Origin of the sequence: Streptomyces sp. NPDC001980 (assembly GCF_040296885.1) — a bacterium.
Classification (GTDB): domain Bacteria; phylum Actinomycetota; class Actinomycetes; order Streptomycetales; family Streptomycetaceae; genus Streptomyces.
This window is the reverse complement of sequence record NZ_JBEOYD010000017.1, coordinates 164,545-180,562: the sequence shown is the minus strand read 5'-3', so window position 1 is coordinate 180,562 and position 16,018 is coordinate 164,545. Positions and strand designations below refer to the sequence as shown.

Below are 16,018 nucleotides of genomic sequence, written 5' to 3'. Positions count from 1 at the left end.
AGCTGGATATGCCCGAAGTCACTACTCCGTACCCGACCGGGACCCCGTGCTGGGTCGATCTGATGACGCAGGACCAGCAGGCCGCACTGGACTTCTACCGTGACCTGTTCGGCTGGCAGGGCGAGGTCGGCGGAGCCGACTTCGGCGGATACGCGGTCTGCACGCTGCACGGCAAGCCGGTGGCCGGCATCGGCTCGGCCATGGCACCCGAGGGGCAGCCGGAGCCGCCGACCGTCTGGACCACCTACCTGGCCAGCACCGACGCACAGGCCACCCAGGACACGATCATCTCGGCGGGCGGCACGCTGATCGCCCCGGTGATGGACGTCGGCGACATCGGCCGGATGCTGATCGCCGCCGATCCGCAGGGCGCGGTGTTCGGGGTGTGGCAGCCGGGCGACTTCCACGGCGCGGGGATCGTCAACGAGCCGGGCGCGCTGATCTGGAACGAGCTGAACACCAGCGACGTACCCGCCGCCACCGGCTTCTACGGCGAGTCCTTCGGGATCGAGATCCAGCCGATGGAGGGCGCCGACGGCACCTACTGGTCGCTGAACGTCGGCGGCCGGGGCGTCGGCGGCGCCGCCCAGCTCGGCGACGACCGCCCCGGCGTCCCGCCGCACTGGCTCACCTACTTCGCGGTCGACGACGTCGACTCCACGGTGGACGCCCTCGTCAAGCGCAACGGCACCGTGCTGGCACCGCCGTTCGAGATGATGGCCGGCCGCATGGCTGTGGTCGCCGACCCGCAGGGCGCGACCTTCGCGGTGTTCAAGCCGAAGGCGATGTGAGACACCGCCGGTAGAGCAACCCTCGGTTGAAAGCAACAGGTTCAGCCCCCCTTCCTCTTTCCGTACGGCCCGGGATACCCCTGAGGTGACCGGCCTACGGAAGGGGATGGGGCCATGGGAACCGAGCACGCGGACCTCGGCTGGCAGGTGGACGGGCGCTGTTCGAACTGCGATGTGGCGCGGCAACTCGCCCCGGGGCTCATCGGCGAGGCCGGTAGCCGCTCGGTCGTACTGCGCCAGCCGCGCGACGACGCCGAGACCGAGCGGTTGCACGCGGCCGCGCACGCCTGCCACACCCGGTCCGTCCGGCCCCCGGGCGGTCGGCTGAACGAGACACGGGACCCGTTCCCGATGGCCCTGGACGACACCGTGCTGCTGTGCGGGCACAACTCCCCGCACACCGCCGGCGCCAACTCCTACCTCCTGCGCCGCCCCGACGGCACGTCGATGATGATCGACACCCCGCGCTGGAGCCCGGCGCTCGCCGCCCGTTACGAGGCGCCGGGGCCCGTCACCGACGTACTCCTCACCCACCGCGACCACGCCGCGCACGGCCGCCGGTACGCCGACCGCTTCGGCGCCCGGCTCTGGATCCACGAGGGCGACCTCGACGCGGCCCCGGACGCCGACCGGGTGCTGCGCGGCACCGAGCCGACCGGGATCGCCCCCGGCGTCCTCGCCCTCCCCTTCCCCGGGCACACCCGGGGCAGCGTGCTCTACCTCGCCGACGAGCGGTACTGCTTCAGCGGCGACAGCTTCTACTGGTCGCGTACGACGACGGACATCGAGGTGGTCGACAGCATCACCTGGTACTCGATCCGGGAACTGGCCGCCTCGCTCACCCGGGCCGCCGGCCGGCTGCGTTTCGAGTGGCTGCTGCCCGGACACGGCGACCGCCGTCACCTCCCCCACGAAGAAATGACCTCACGGCTACGCGACTTGGCGGCCCGAACTCAGGAACTCCGGCCCCGCCCGGTGGACTTCACCGCAGTGCGCTGGTGAGTTCCCGCGCACAACCCCGTTTCCCGCGCCCTGTCCCCTTCCCCGCCGTGCGGTGGTAGGACGGGGCTGCAGATCGGTCCGCCGGGTGGCACAGCCCTCCGTGCGGGCCGAAAGAGGGGACTGGGAAGGGGAGTTGGGCATGACGGCACAGAACATCGACGATGTGGTGGACGGGCTTGCCGGGATCGTGCGGGACGCCGAAAGGACCGGTGACCGGATCGGGTACTTCGCGGCGCTGTACCGGCAGGTGACCGTCGAGATCCGTACCGCCATACACGACGGGCTGTTCGAGGACGGCGCCCGCATGGACCGTTTCGACACGCTCTTCGGCAACCGTTACTTCGACGCGCACGACGCCTGGCTCCGTGACCGGAGCGGGCCGCGCTGCTGGCGCGAGACGTTCGGGCTGCTGGACGACGCCGACACCGTCATCGTCCAGCACCTGGTACTCGGCGTGAACGCGCACATCAACCTCGACCTCGCCGTCGCCGCCGCGGGGACCGACCCGGGCAAGGACATACAGGCGCTGCGGCACGACTTCCTGCTGATCAACGACATCCTCGCGCGGGTGGTGCTGGCGGTGCAGGACTCCGTCGACGCCCTGTCGCCCCTCCTGTCGCTGCTGGACAAGGTCGGCGGCCGCACCGACGAACAGATCCTCGACTTCAGCATCCGCGAGTCCCGCGAGGAGGCGTGGTACAACGCCGTCCTGCTGGCCGGCCAGCACGAGGCGGAGCGCGCGGCCACCATCGAACGGCTCGACACCCGGGCCGCCGTGCTCGCCCGGCTGATAGCGCGACCCGGCGGCATCGTCCGGCCGGCCCTGGAGCTGATCCGGCACACCGAGAGCGACGACGTGCCGGCCGTCATCAGCCATCTGGACAACGCCATGCAGCAGGCCTCCGCCGCCCGGCCACGGTGACGAACACCGCGGTCGGCCGGACGATCAGGACTCACCGTCGGGGGCACGGGCGGGGTCAGCCAAGGGCCGAGCTCGTGAGGTCGAGCGTCATCCGGTTCCCCCAGTCATTGGTGAAGACCGTGCTCGTGCCCTCGTGGTGCACCGCGACGAACGGGTTGGAGCGGAACATCACTGCGACCCACCTCAACGAGCAGTCGAAGTCGAGACGGGCCAGGTAGCCGATGTTGCCCATCCCGCCGCCCCCGCCGGACATCCACCCCGATCCGTCCGGCAGCGGGCTCTGGAAGTAGGTGTCCACCCCGGTGACGCCGTGCTCCGCAACGGCCTGGGCCACATCGAACGGTCCTCCGATACGGAAGGGGACCGGCTGCCCGGCGTCCGGGTGGTACGCCCCCGGACCCTCGACATGCAACTCCAGGCCAGTGTCGTCCGGCCGGTACAGCCCGTCACCAAGCGGCATCTCCCCGGCCTTCCAGAGCCCTTCGACCATTCCCACAGCCCGTCCCACCCGTCACTGCCAGGAGTCAGATCCGAGGGATGGCGGTGCTGCACGTGCCCCGTCGAGGACGGCGGTACGACCGTGCAGCAGGTGCCCCTGCGGAAGACGACTCCGGCAGAGTACGGTGCCGCGACCGAGCACCGAGCATCTAGAGGCCCCGTCGACGGCGGACGAGGTCTCGGACGTAGATCGCCAGGAACACCAGGTAGAAAACGGACACCGCGATCGCCCAGGCCGGGGAGAGCTTCCCGCCGACGATCAGGGAGCCTTCCATGAGGGCGACGAACAGCAGGAGCGCGCCTTCACGTCGTTCGCTTCTCGTCATCGTCATGCCCGGAATTCCACAGGTCAGGGCGCACGTGGGCCAGCCCCCTCCGGTCCTCCCTTCGGTCACGATTGGATTTCGGCCAGCTCCAGGCCCTTGCCCCAGCGTCGTGTAATCGATTCCAATCCTCGGTACACGCAGGCGTGTAATCGATTCCACGAGTTCCACGAGGAGGTGGAGCGGCGATGGCGAGCATCAAGGACGTTGCCGCCGAGGCGGGCGTTTCCGTCGCCACGGTGTCCCGGGTCCTGAACGACCATCCGTCGGTCAGCGACGACGCCCGTACCCGCGTCCTGGCCGCCGTCGCGACGCTGGGCTACCGCCCGAACGCCGTCGCCCGCTCCCTGCGCACCGACCAGACCCACACCCTCGGGCTGGTCATCAGCGACGTGATGAACCCGTACTTCACCGAGCTGGCCCGCTCGGTCGAGGAGGCGGCCCGCGCCCTCGGCTACAGCGTCATCATCGGCAACGCCGACGAGCGGCCGGAGCTGCAGGACCACCACGTACGGACGCTGCTCGACCGGCGGATCGACGGGCTGCTCGTCTCCCCCACCGACGGCGGCTCGCCGCTGATGCTGGAGGCGGCGCGGTCCGGGACGCCCATGGTGTTCGTCGACCGGTGGATCCCGGGCGTCGACGTGCCGGTGGTGCGGGCGGACGGGCGGGCCGCGATCCGCGATCTCGTCGCCCACCTGTGCGGGCTCGGGCACCGTCGGGTCGCGATCATCGCCGGGCCGGCGGCCACCACCACCGGCAGCGAGCGTGTCCAGGCCTTCCGCGAGGCCCTCGCCGAGTACGGCGTCCCCCTCCCCGACGCCTACATCGGCCAGGGCGACTTCCAGGCCGAGAGCGGACGGCGGGTCACCGAGGGGTTCCTCGACCTGCCCGAGCCGCCCGAGGTCGTGTTCGCCACGGACAACCTGATGGCGCTGGGCGCGCTGGACGCGGTGCGGGCGCGGGGGCTGCGGGTGCCATGTGACATAGCACTGGCCGCCTTCGACGACATCCCCTGGTTCGTGCACACCGACCCGCCCGTCACCGCCATCGCCCAGCCCACCGGCGAGCTCGGCCGCGCCGCCGTACGCGCGCTGATCGACCGCATCGAGGGACGGCCGCCCCGGTCCGTCACCCTCCCCGCCCGGCTCGTCGTCCGCCGTTCGTGCGGCGAGGGCCGCGACCCCCACCCCCCGCAGTCCCCCACACCTGTGCAAAGGAGCACGTCGTGAGCAACCCGGACGAGTTGCTGCGCATCGAGGGCATACGGAAGTCCTTCCCCGGCGTGGTCGCGCTCGACGGCGTCGACTTCGACCTCCGCCGGGGCGAGGTGCACGTACTCCTCGGTGAGAACGGCGCGGGCAAGAGCACCCTCATCAAGATGCTCTCCGGCGCCTACACCCCCGACGCGGGGCGGATCCTGGCCGGCGGCGAGGAGGTGCGCATCCATGGTGCGCAGGACTCCGAGCGGCTCGGGATCGCCACCATCTACCAGGAGTTCAACCTCGTACCCGACCTCACGGTCGCCGAGAACATCTTCCTGGGCCGGCAGCCGCGCCGCTTCGGGATGATCGACCGGAAGCGGATGGAGGCCGACGCCGAGGTCCTGCTGACGCGGGTCGGCGTGACCGTGTCGCCACGCGCGCGTGTCCGTGAACTCGGGATCGCCCGGCTCCAGATGGTCGAGATCGCCAAGGCGCTCAGCCTGGACGCGCGCGTGCTCATCATGGACGAGCCGACCGCCGTCCTCACCTCGGAGGAGGTGGAGAAGCTCTTCGCGATCGTCCGGCAGCTGCGCGCCGACGGGGTCGGGATCGTCTTCATCACGCATCACCTGGAGGAGATCGCCGCTCTCGGCGACCGGGTCACCGTCATCCGCGACGGGAAGAGCGTGGGCCAGGTGCCCGCGTCCACGCCCGAGGACGAGCTCGTCCGGCTCATGGTCGGGCGGTCCATCGAGCAGCAGTACCCGAGGGAGCGGGGCGAGGCCGGTGCGGCGCTGCTGTCCGTGGAGGGGCTGACCCGGGACGGGGTCTTCCACGACGTGAGCTTCGAGGTGCACGCCGGGGAGGTCGTGGGGATCGCAGGCCTGGTGGGTGCGGGCCGTACGGAGGTCGTTCGGGCCGTGTTCGGGGCCGATCCGTACGACAAGGGGGCCGTGAAGGTCTCCGGTACGGCGCTCCGGCGGCACGACGTCAACGCCGCCATGACCGCCGGGATCGGGCTCGTACCCGAGGACCGCAAGGGGCAGGGGCTGGTGCTCGACGCCTCCGTCGAGGAGAACCTCGGGCTGGTGACGCTGCGGAAGGCGACCCGGGCCGGGATCGTCGACCTCAAGGGGCAGCATGTCGCCGCCAAGCGGATCGCCGGGCAGCTGGGCGTGCGGATGGCCGGGCTCGGGCAGCACGTGCGGACGCTCTCCGGCGGCAACCAGCAGAAGGTCGTCATCGGCAAGTGGCTGCTCGCCGACACCAAGGTGCTGATCCTCGACGAGCCGACGCGCGGCATCGACGTCGGCGCCAAGGTCGAGATCTACCAGTTGATCAACGAGCTCACGGCCGCCGGCGCCGCCGTACTGATGATCTCCAGCGATCTGCCGGAGGTCCTCGGGATGAGCGACCGGGTGCTGGTGATGGCCCAGGGGCGGATCGCGGGCGAGCTCTCCGCCGACCGGGCCACCCAGGACTCCGTGATGGCCCTTGCCGTCAGCACCCCCACCACCACAACCGACAAGGAGGCCGGACGTGGCCACTGACACGCTCAAGAGCGGCGGCACGGGCGCCGGTGGCGCCGCGGGCGTGCGCCGGCTGCTCCTCGACAACGGCGCGCTCACCGCGCTGATCGTTCTCGTCATCGCCATGTCGGCGCTGTCCGGGGACTTCCTCACCACCGACAACCTGCTCAACGTCGGCGTCCAGGCGGCCGTGACGGCCATCCTGGCCTTCGGCGCGACCTTCGTGATCGTCGCGGCGGGCATCGACCTGTCGGTCGGCTCGGTGGCGGCCCTGTCGGCCACCGTGCTGGCGTGGAGCGCCACCTCGCACGGGGTGCCGGTGTTCCTGGCCGTCGTCCTCGCCGTCGCCACCGGCCTCGCGGCCGGTCTCGTCAACGGCTTCCTCATCGCCTACGGCAAGCTGCCGCCGTTCATCGCGACGCTCGCGATGCTGTCGGTGGGCCGCGGCCTGGCGCTGGTCATCTCCGACGGCTCCCCCATCGCCTTCCCCGACTCGGTCTCGCACCTCGGTGACACCCTCGGCGGCTGGCTGCCGGTGCCGGTGCTGGTCATGGTTCTCATGGGGCTGATCGCGGCCTTCGTGCTCGGCCGGACCTACATCGGGCGTTCGATGTACGCGATCGGCGGCAACGAGGAGGCGGCCCGGCTGTCCGGGCTGCGGGTGAACAAGCAGAAGCTCGCCATCTACGCCCTGTCGGGGCTGTTCGCGGCCGTCGCCGGCATCGTGCTGGCCGCCCGGCTGTCCTCCGCGCAGCCGCAGGCCGCGAACGGCTACGAACTGGACGCCATCGCCGCGGTCGTGATCGGCGGCGCGTCGCTGGCCGGCGGCACCGGCAAGGCGTCCGGCACGCTGATCGGCGCGCTGATCCTCGCGGTGCTGCGCAACGGTCTCAACCTGCTGAACGTGTCCGCGTTCTGGCAGCAGGTCGTGATCGGTGTCGTCATCGCACTCGCCGTGCTCCTCGACACCGTGCGCCGCAAGGCCGGGGCGACCCCGGTGGCCGCCGGCACCGGGGGCAACAAGGGCAAGCAGGCGGGGACGTACGCGCTCGCGGCCGTCGTCACCGTCGGACTCGTCGCCGCGACCTCCCTGCTGCACACCGGCTCCTCCTCCACCAACCCGAAGATGGGTCTGTCCCTGTCCACCCTGAACAACCCCTTCTTCGTGCAGATCCGGGCCGGTGCCCAGGCCGAGGCGAAGAAGCAGGGCGTGGACCTGACCGTCACCGACGCCCAGAACGACGCCTCGCAGCAGGCCAACCAGCTGCAGAACTTCACCAGTTCCGGGCTCGGCGCGATCATCGTCAACCCGGTCGACTCGGACGCGGCGAGCAACTCCGTGAAGGCCGCCGGCAAGGCGGACATCCCGGTCATCGCCGTCGACCGGGGCGTCAACAACGCCACGACGGCGACGCTGGTCGCCTCCGACAACGTCACCGGTGGCGAGCTGGCCGCGAAGACGATCGCCGAGAAGCTCGGCGGCCAGGGCAAGATCGTGATCCTGCAGGGCCAGGCCGGTACCTCCGCCGCCCGGGAGCGGGCGCAGGGCTTCGCCAACGGGCTGAAGGCCTACCCCGGTATCCAGGTGGTGGCCCAGCAGCCCGCCGACTTCGACCGCACCAAGGGCCTCGACGTGATGTCGAACCTGCTCCAGGCCCACCCGGACGTCCAGGGCGTCATCGCGGCCAACGACGAGATGGCCCTCGGCGCGATCAAGGCGCTGGGTTCCAAGGCCGGTTCGTCGGTCTCGGTGGTCGGCTTCGACGGCACGCCGGACGGCCTGACCGCGGTCAGGAACGGCACGCTGTACGCGTCGGTGGCCCAGCAGCCCAGCCAGCTCGGGAAGATCGCCGTGGACAACGCGCTGAAGGCCGTCAAGGACCAGAAGATCCCCTCGACGATCAAGGTCCCGGTGAAGGTGGTCACGAAGGACAACGTGGCCGGTTTCACCGGCTGAGGCACCAGGGAGGCGGCCGGGCGCTTGAATGGAGCCCCGGCCGCCTCAACCCATTCGTACAGGTCCTTCAGGTCCTTAGGGAGTCATCTGATGTACGACTACGACCTCCTGGTCGTGGGATCGGCCAACGCCGACCTGGTGATCCGTGTCGAGCGGCGGCCGGACGCCGGGGAGACCGTCCTCGGCGGCGATCTCGCCACGCATCCCGGCGGCAAGGGCGCCAACCAGGCGGTCGCGGCCGCCCGGCTCGGTGCCCGTACCGCCCTGCTGGCCCGGGTCGGCGACGACGCGCACGGCAGGCTGCTGCTCGACTCGCAGCGGGCGGCGGGTGTGGACACGGTGGGCGTGCTGGTGGGCGGGGCGCCGACGGGGGTCGCCCTCATCACCGTGGACCCCTCCGGCGACAACAGCATCGTCGTCTCCCCGGGCGCGAACGGCCGCCTCACACCGGCGGACGTGCAGGCCGCGGCCAGCCTCTTCCATGCCTCCCGGGCGGTCTCCACCCAGCTGGAGATTCCGCTGGAGACGGTCGTGGAGGTCGTACGGAACCTGGCCCCCGGCAGCCGTTTCGTCCTCAACCCCTCCCCGCCGCAGCCCCTTCCTGGTGAGGTCCTGGCAGCCTGCGACCCGCTGATCGTGAACGAGCACGAGGCGCGGGTGATCCTCGGCGCGGCGTGCGTGAGCGAGGAACCGGCCGACTGGGCGCGGCTCCTGCTCGCCAAGGGCCCGAAGTCGGTGGTGGTGACGCTGGGCGCGGAGGGTGCGCTGGTGGCCGACGGCCACGGGGTCGAGTCGGTGCCGTCCGTGAAGGTGGACGCGGTGGACACCACGGGCGCCGGGGACGCGTTCACGGCGGCCCTCGCGGTACGGCTCGGGGCGGGCGCGCCTCTCGCCCGGGCGGCGGCGTACGCGGCGCGGGTCGGGGCGGCGGCGGTGACGAAGCGCGGTGCGCAGGAGTCCTACCCGACGGCGGCGGAGGTCGACGCGCTGTGAAGAGGGCGGGCATCCTCAACCGTCATCTCTCCGGCGCACTGGCCGAGTTGGGGCACGGGCACGGAGTGCTGGTGTGCGACGCCGGGATGCCGATACCGAAGGGCCCGCGGGTCGTGGACCTGGCCTTCCGCGCCGGGGTGCCGTCCTTCGCGGAGGTGCTGGACGGGCTGCTGGCGGAGCTGGTCGTGGAGGGCGCGACGGCCGCGACGGAGGTACGCGAGGCCAACCCTGCCGCCGCGGCGCTGCTGGACGGGCACTTCCCCGACCTGGCCCTGGTCCCGCACGAGCGGCTGAAGGAGCTGTCGGCGGAGGCGCGGCTGATCGTACGGACCGGGGAGGCCCGGCCGTACGCGAACGTGCTGCTGCGGTGCGGGGTGTTCTTCTAGGGCTCGAAAGCGGCTGCGGAGCGGGCCGCGGCCCCGCTCGGCCAGGGCGGTCGGGGCTCACTCGGGTGACGCCCCGGCGCCGATCGCCGGTCTGAGCAGCGCGGCGCCCAGCGGCGTGAGGGTGTGCAGCACCGTGTTGTGGTGGCGGTGGCTGAAGACCAGGCCGGCGTCGCGCAGCACGGTGGCGTGGTGGGAGGCCGTGGGCACCGACACGCCCAGGGATCCGGCCAGTTCGGAGGTGGTCGCGCCCAGCGCGAGGGACCGCAGCACGGCCGCGCGGGTACGGCCGAGCAGCGCGGCGAGCGAGGCGTCGCGCGGGGGTTCGGGGGCGGGCGCGCGGAGGCCGTGCACGGGGTAGACCAGCAGTGGCTGGAGGGTTTCGTCGGCCATCGAGACCGGCGACTGCCAGCAGAAGTAGGACGGGACCAGGCGCAGTCCGCGTCCGGCCAGGTGCAGGTCGCGGTCCTCGACGTAGTCGACGTGCAGGACCGGCGGGTGCCAGCGGATGGCGGGTGACAGACCGGCGAGCAGTCCGTCGACCCCGGCCGCGAGGGCGTCCCGGCCGCGCAGGGCGCGTTCCGCGGCGACGGTGGCGAGAATGCGGTTCTCGTGGGGCGCGATGACCGCTTCGTGGTAGGCGCGCAGGAGTCCGGCCAGGTCCTCCCGGGCCTCGCGCTCCAGCAGCCGGGGCGCCCAGTCGGGGGCGCCGCTGAACCGGTCCAGCATCCGGATCTCGTGGGCGACGCGGGCGGGCGGGGTGTCGGCGATCGTCGCGAGCCCGCGGTCCAGGCCGTCGGCGGCTTCGTGCGGGGTGAGGAAGTCGGGCAGGTAGCGGGCCCGGGGCAGTACGGGGACCAGGAGGCGGCGTACGGCCGCGCCGAGCTGGGTGCCGGCGAGGGTGGTCCGGGTCTCGCGGTACCAGTCGGCGTACGCCCAGCGGCCCTGCGTGGTCTGTAATCGGTGCAGGCTGCAGGCGATCTCCCAGAGCGGGTCCGGGGCACTCGCCACCCGGACGCGAGCCAGGTCCTGGGGCGTGAAGTGGATACGCAGCATGAGCCCCCCCGAGTCGAACAGTCGTCCCGCTCAGCAGCAGACTGAGGCACGCGGCACCCACGAACAACACAGGAACAGGCCGCGGCATGCTTCGAGGGGGCCCGGTCCGTCGACCGAACCCCCTCGGCTTTCCCCCTCCGTATCAGAACCCCCGCGATCCCCCCGGATCCCCCTCCGAAAGTCCTGACGCCAAGTAGACCGGCGGGGTGGGGGGAGGGTTGTACGCCGGTCCAAGATTTTCTGCCCGGGATCACGTGTACCGCCGGGCGGGAAACCGGACCGCTCCGCAGCGTGCTCACGCATCACTGGAAGTAGCGCGCTCTCGGTCCGCCTCCGGGAGTGATGCGAACCCTGTGCACGCCGTGCAGTCTGGAGGTGGGAGCGCGTCGTGTGACCGCGAGCGGCGTGGCCGGGGGCGGCGAGGTCACCGCCGACGCCAGGCGCAATGGGAAGAGGCCCCATGAGCGAACACCCGCTGATCGAACACCATGGAATCATCGGTGACCTGCAGACGGCCGCGCTGGTCTCCACCGAGGGAACCATCGACTGGTTCTGCAGCCCGCGATTCGACTCGCCGAGTATCTTCGGGGCGCTGCTCGACAGTGAGAACGGCGGTCACTGGACGATCGCTCCCCGGGCACCGACGTACGCGACGAAGCAGCTCTACTACCCGGACACCTGCGTGCTGCTCACCAGGTTCATGACCGAACAAGGCGTCGGATCGATCGTGGATTTCATGCCGCCCGCTTCGCCACGCGATCCGACGAACCGTCACCGGCTGGTCCGCATGCTGCGGTGCACACGCGGTGAGATCTCGTTCGACATCGAGATCGCCCCTCGGCTCGACTACGCACGCCAACCGCACGAGGTCACCTCGCACATGGGCGGCTGGCATTTCGCCGGCCGCGACACGGAGGTAACCGTCCATACGGTGGACACACCCGGCGAGGAGTGCGCGGGCGACCGGAGGATGCGCAACGGCGACGTGTGCATGACCGTGAGGCTGCGCGCCGGCATGACCCGGGGCCTGGTGCTGGAGACATTCGCCGACGGCCCGCCACGCACCGTCCCACCGGAGGAGTGTGAGCGGCTCCTGGAGGACACGATCACCTTCTGGCACCACTGGCTGGCGCGTTCGCGCTACACCGGGCGGTGGCGGGAGATGGTCAACCGCTCCGCCATGACGCTCAAACTCATGACGTACGCCCCGACCGGGGCGATGGTCGCGGCTCCGACCACCAGCCTGCCGGAACAGGTCGGAGGCGAGCGCAACTGGGACTACCGCTACGCGTGGGTACGCGATGCCTCGTTGTCCCTTCACGCGCTGCTCGGGCTGGGATTCACCGAGGAAGCCGTGGCGTTCGCCGAGTGGCTGGGCAACCGCGTTCAGGAGTACACCGGTCCGAGCGAGCACCCTCTGAAGGTCATGTACCGCATCGACGGCTCCTCCGACCTGGCGGAGCAGACCCTGGGTCACTGGGAAGGCTACCGATGCTCCGCTCCGGTACGAGTCGGCAACGGTGCCGCCGACCAGTTGCAGCTCGACATCTACGGATCGGCACTGGAATGCCTCCATTTCGCCGACCAGCAGGGTCTGCCGACGACCTGCCGCATCTGGCAGGCGTTGATCAACACGGTGGACTGGGTGTGCGAGAACTGGGACCGTCCCGAAGCCGGCATCTGGGAAACCCGGGGCGGTGACAAGGACTTCACCTATGGACGGCTCATGAGCTGGACCGCGCTGGACCGGGCCGTCCGCATGGCCACTCGCAGCGGCCGCCCCGCCGAGGTGCAGCGCTGGACGAAGGAACGCGACGCCATCTACTGGCAGATCCTGCGGCGAGGGTGGGATCCGGAACGGGCGGCGTTCACGCAGTACCTGGGCAGCGACGTCCTGGACTCCGCACTCCTGCGGATGCCCGCGGTGGGGTTCATCCCCCCACAGGATCCGCGGTGGCTCTCGACCCTGGACGCGATCAAGAAGGACCTCGTGTCCGACGGCCTCGTGTACCGGTACGACCCCGCCGCCTCCCCCGACGGACTGCTCGGTTCCGAAGGCACCTTCTCCGCATGCACTTTCTGGTACGTCGAAGCCCTCGCCCGCGCCGGACATCTGCGTGAAGGGCGGCTCGTCTTCGAGAAGATGCTCACCTACGCCAACCATCTCGGCCTGTACTCAGAGGAGATCGGGCTGACCGGCGAACAACTCGGCAACTTTCCACAGGCGTTGACCCATCTCGCCCTCGTCACCGCTGCACTGAACCTCGATGCCCATCTCGACGCCGCCAAGCCCGGCTTCCCTCCCACCTCCCCGCTTCCGGTCCCCTTCCTCTGCACCCAACCGATGTCAGCGGCAGCCGAAGGCCCACCCCTCACGCCGACCACCCCGTATCCGTCGGACCACGTCACCCGCAGGTGAGCACACCACCCGGCGGAGTTTCAGGCTGCCGCGTGGCGACGGGGGCGGTGACGGGCGGCGATGGTCGCGGTCAGGGCTTCGACGGCGTCGACGGTCGCGGTGCTCAGAGCGACGGCGCGGCTGGTCGTGACACTGCCGGAGCCGTCGGACGTCTCGGCCAGCAGACCTGAGCGGGCGGTGAAGGAGTCGAAGACCCACCGCAATGCCCCCGGGGCCACGGTCTCGGCTCCGGCGGCGGCGCGGGCCAGGGCGGTGAGGTGTTCGTGCAGCGGATCGACCAGTTCGGTCAGCTCCGGCACGGTGTCCTGCGGGGTGCGCGGCAGGTTTTCACCCAGCAGGGTGGCGCATCGGGCGACCGTGGACACCTGGGTCCTGATCTGCTCCAGCTGCGCACCCGACCAGGGGCAGCGGTGCTCGGCCGGCTCGGCGTGCGACTGCTCCACCGCTGCTGTCAGGTGCCCCCTGAGCTGCCGTGATCGCGTTCGCAGTGCGTCAACGGCGGCCCGGTCGGCCGCCCCGACATCGGCGTAGCCGGTCAGCAGTTCGGGCAGCAGCCGGTCCTGCACCCGCAACCACTCCGCGAGGAGGCCCGGCACCCGCCGGGCGGACCAGGTCGGCCAGACCAGGAAGACGAGTACGGCGAGCGCGGCGCCGACCACCGTGTCGGCGGCGCGCGCCCACGCCGTGGGCCCGGGCAGCCCGCCGACGTGGTGGATCAGGAAGACGATCCAGGTGGTCAGCCACAGGTTGAGCATCAGCTGCCCGGTCCGCAGGGTGGCGAACGACGCGGCGGCCAGCACCACCGACAAGGCCGCGAGGCCGCCGGGCGACCAGTGCGGCAGGGACAGCACCCAGGCGAGGACGCCGCCCAGCACGGCCCCGGCCGCCCGTCCCCAGGCGCGGGTGACGGTGTGTCCGTACTCGGGGAAGAGCACCAGCATGGCGGTCAGGGCCACCCAGAAGCCGTGCGCGGAGATGCCGAGACCGCCCCACCCGCCGATCGACCGGCCGATGACCTCGGCGACCACCACGGCGACGGCGAGCCGCACCGCATGGCGGAAGATCGGTGACTGGGGACGCAGCTGCGCCCGGATCCGCCGGGCGGTGCGCGCCACGGAAGGGGTACCCGCGTACAGACCCGGCACCTCGGCGTGGGGCTCCAGCACATCGCCGAGGCGGTCGTCGGTCGAGGACCGGGCCAACTGCTCGGCCTGCCGCAGCCGCGCGGCCAGGTCGCGCGGGCCGCGCACGGGCGAGGCGGCCGCCCACGACTCCAGGAGGGTGCCGACCGAGTCGGCGGGGCGGTGCTCACGGCCGGAGGCCACCGTACGGGAGACGGTGCCCAGCACCTGCGCGGCGGCGGCCAGCGCCTCCTGGTTCCCGGCCGCCGCGGCCGCCGGTTCCGTCAGCCGGACGGTGTGCAGCGCCCGGCGGATGCGCTCGGCCTCGCCCAGCAGCCCGAACAGGGCCGCCGCGGCCGGCCGGCTGAACTGGGGCAGCAGGTCCAGGGCCTGCCGGGCCGCCGTGAACGGAGCGGTCCCGCCCGGGGCGGCGGGGTCGGCCGCGACCGAGGCCTCGGCGAGCGACCGGTACAGGGCGGCGAGGGCACGGCGCTGGGCGGCGAACCGTGGACCGTACGGCGGGAGCAGTTGCACCACCACGACGAGCCCGGTCCCGACCGCGATCCACCCGGCCATCACCAGGCCGCCGTGTACGCCGGGAGCGAGATCGGCCGTGATCATCAGCCCGATGACCGCGAGGCAGCCCCGGATGCCGGACGCGACGCCCAGCGTCCGCCAGAGCCCGGTGGCGAACGCCGCGACCCCGAGCAACAGCAGGAACGCCCAGGTGGTGCCGTGCACCAGGGCCCCCAGCACCGCCATCGCGCTGAAGGCCACTCCCATCCCGAGCGCGTTCACCACGGGGTGTCGCAGCGGGCTCACCAGCGTGCCGATGCCGCAGATGAACGCGCCGACACTGGCCATGGCCCCGGCCACCGGGTCGTCCAGCAGCAGGCCGAGAACCGTGGCGAGCAGGACCGCCAGTACGGCCCGCGCGATCGCCGACGGGGCCGCGAACGCCCGTTGAATGCGTAGCCCGTCCCGGCCGATCCTGATCAGCGACGACCACCAGCGCATGTCCGGGCCTCCTCAGCGGCACGGCGCGGGAGCAGCGCTCTCATCTTCTGCCGGCCCCGGCGCGGCCGCCACTCGCTGTACCTGGACCACAGGTGGCCATAGGATCCAGCGAACGCGCAACCGCCCCCACGACACCTGCCCCACCCCGGATCGGACGGGGTGGGGCAGGATCTCAGGGAAGTCGGTCAGGGGAAACCGACGTATTCAGCCGCGGCGCGCCGCGGACGTATTCAGCGGACCGTGACGGACACGTTCTTGGAGACGGTGCTGCCGTCCTTCACGCGCAGGACCTCGACGCCCTTCTTGTCGAACTTGTCGGTGAGCTTGTAGGCCGCCTTGGAGACCTTCGCGGTCGCGGGCAGGGAGACCCACTTCTTGCCGTCCTTGACCTGGAGGGTCACCTTGCTGCCCTCCTTGATGCGGTCGACCTTGCCGGTGAAGGTGACGACATCGCCCAGCCTGACGGTGGTGGCGCTCGCCTTGAGGGTGATCGAGGAGGCCGGGGCCGGGGCGGCGACCGCGGCGGTGGCACCGGCGGCGACGAGCGCGGCGGAGGCCACGGCGACGGTGACGATACGCATGTTCACAGAGAACTCCTTGGTTTTGAATTGCCTTTTCCAACCGCAATTCCGGGCCCTTTGCTCGCCCTTGCGGCCGACTCGAATCCTATAGACACGACCTGGCCGAACGCGGTTCCAGGCGATCGGAAAAAACCTGAACTGACAGGTGAGCCACAGCAAATCAAAAAGGGCAGTCGACCGTGAACAGGGAATATAAAAACGACCTGTGTGAATAAGTCCTC

Annotated in this window: 14 protein-coding genes; 9 read left to right on the top strand and 5 right to left on the bottom strand. The window is 71.1% G+C overall.

The features are described 5' to 3' along the window. The first annotated feature begins 8 nt into the window (after positions 1 to 8). The 3 genes from ABT137_RS26130 to ABT137_RS26120 all read left to right on the top strand — a co-directional run bounded on the left by ABT137_RS26130 (position 9) and on the right by ABT137_RS26120 (position 2,715). A complete protein-coding gene (locus tag ABT137_RS26130) occupies positions 9 to 791 on the top strand; it encodes a VOC family protein (RefSeq protein WP_351712907.1) in 783 nt (260 codons plus the stop codon). A 114-nt stretch (positions 792 to 905) separates the two neighbouring features. Beyond that, positions 906 to 1,793 carry an MBL fold metallo-hydrolase gene (locus ABT137_RS26125; RefSeq protein ID WP_351712905.1) on the top strand — a complete coding sequence of 296 codons (888 nt, stop codon included), beginning with the start codon at positions 906 to 908 and terminating at the stop codon, positions 1,791 to 1,793. A 139-nt stretch (positions 1,794 to 1,932) separates the two neighbouring features. Beyond that, positions 1,933 to 2,715: a DUF5995 family protein gene (locus tag ABT137_RS26120; protein ID WP_351712903.1), complete on the top strand. Its 783-nt coding sequence runs from the start codon at positions 1,933 to 1,935 to the stop codon at positions 2,713 to 2,715. A 55-nt stretch (positions 2,716 to 2,770) separates the two neighbouring features. On the opposite strand, the gene ABT137_RS26115 is transcribed toward ABT137_RS26120, so the two are convergent. Together ABT137_RS26115 and ABT137_RS26110 are read right to left on the bottom strand one after the other, a co-directional pair. Further along, positions 2,771 to 3,175: a hypothetical protein gene (locus ABT137_RS26115; RefSeq protein WP_351712901.1), complete on the bottom strand. Its 405-nt coding sequence runs from the start codon at positions 3,173 to 3,175 to the stop codon at positions 2,771 to 2,773. A 187-nt stretch (positions 3,176 to 3,362) separates the two neighbouring features. After that, a complete protein-coding gene (locus ABT137_RS26110) occupies positions 3,363 to 3,545 on the bottom strand; it encodes a hypothetical protein (protein ID WP_351712899.1) in 183 nt (60 codons plus the stop codon). A gap of 179 nt (positions 3,546 to 3,724) precedes the next feature. Between ABT137_RS26110 and ABT137_RS26105 the strand changes: the two genes are divergently transcribed. The 5 genes from ABT137_RS26105 (at position 3,725) to rbsD (ending at position 9,606) form a co-directional block, all read left to right on the top strand. Next, complete coding sequence (locus ABT137_RS26105) at positions 3,725 to 4,768, top strand: LacI family DNA-binding transcriptional regulator (protein WP_351712897.1); 1,044 nt, start codon at positions 3,725 to 3,727, stop codon at positions 4,766 to 4,768. Beyond that, positions 4,765 to 6,291: a sugar ABC transporter ATP-binding protein gene (locus ABT137_RS26100; protein ID WP_351712895.1), complete on the top strand. Its 1,527-nt coding sequence runs from the start codon at positions 4,765 to 4,767 to the stop codon at positions 6,289 to 6,291. Before ABT137_RS26105 ends, ABT137_RS26100 begins: the two co-directional genes overlap by 4 nt. Then, positions 6,281 to 8,227 carry an ABC transporter permease/substrate-binding protein gene (locus tag ABT137_RS26095; RefSeq protein WP_351712893.1) on the top strand — a complete coding sequence of 649 codons (1,947 nt, stop codon included), beginning with the start codon at positions 6,281 to 6,283 and terminating at the stop codon, positions 8,225 to 8,227. Before ABT137_RS26100 ends, ABT137_RS26095 begins: the two co-directional genes overlap by 11 nt. 90 nt (positions 8,228 to 8,317) lie before the next feature. Then, positions 8,318 to 9,220 (top strand): ribokinase, encoded by a 903-nt coding sequence (locus tag ABT137_RS26090; RefSeq protein WP_351712891.1) that lies wholly within the window; start codon positions 8,318 to 8,320, stop codon positions 9,218 to 9,220. Continuing rightward, a complete protein-coding gene (gene rbsD, locus ABT137_RS26085; RefSeq protein WP_351712889.1) occupies positions 9,217 to 9,606 on the top strand; it encodes a D-ribose pyranase in 390 nt (129 codons plus the stop codon). The genes ABT137_RS26090 and rbsD overlap by 4 nt, the downstream gene beginning before the upstream one ends. A 57-nt stretch (positions 9,607 to 9,663) precedes the next feature. Here rbsD and ABT137_RS26080 read toward each other — a convergent pair whose 3' ends face one another. Then, complete coding sequence (locus ABT137_RS26080; RefSeq protein ID WP_351712887.1) at positions 9,664 to 10,659, bottom strand: ArsR/SmtB family transcription factor; 996 nt, start codon at positions 10,657 to 10,659, stop codon at positions 9,664 to 9,666. A 460-nt stretch (positions 10,660 to 11,119) separates the two neighbouring features. Here ABT137_RS26080 and ABT137_RS26075 point away from each other — a divergent pair, with 460 nt between their 5' ends. After that, positions 11,120 to 13,078 (top strand): glycoside hydrolase family 15 protein, encoded by a 1,959-nt coding sequence (locus ABT137_RS26075; protein ID WP_351712885.1) that lies wholly within the window; start codon positions 11,120 to 11,122, stop codon positions 13,076 to 13,078. A gap of 20 nt (positions 13,079 to 13,098) precedes the next feature. On the opposite strand, the gene ABT137_RS26070 is transcribed toward ABT137_RS26075, so the two are convergent. Both ABT137_RS26070 and ABT137_RS26065 read right to left on the bottom strand, forming a co-directional pair. Continuing rightward, complete coding sequence (locus ABT137_RS26070) at positions 13,099 to 15,216, bottom strand: FUSC family protein (protein WP_351712883.1); 2,118 nt, start codon at positions 15,214 to 15,216, stop codon at positions 13,099 to 13,101. 230 nt (positions 15,217 to 15,446) lie between these two features. Beyond that, positions 15,447 to 15,797 carry a hypothetical protein gene (locus tag ABT137_RS26065; RefSeq protein WP_351712881.1) on the bottom strand — a complete coding sequence of 117 codons (351 nt, stop codon included), beginning with the start codon at positions 15,795 to 15,797 and terminating at the stop codon, positions 15,447 to 15,449. Between the last annotated feature and the right edge of the window lie 221 nt (positions 15,798 to 16,018).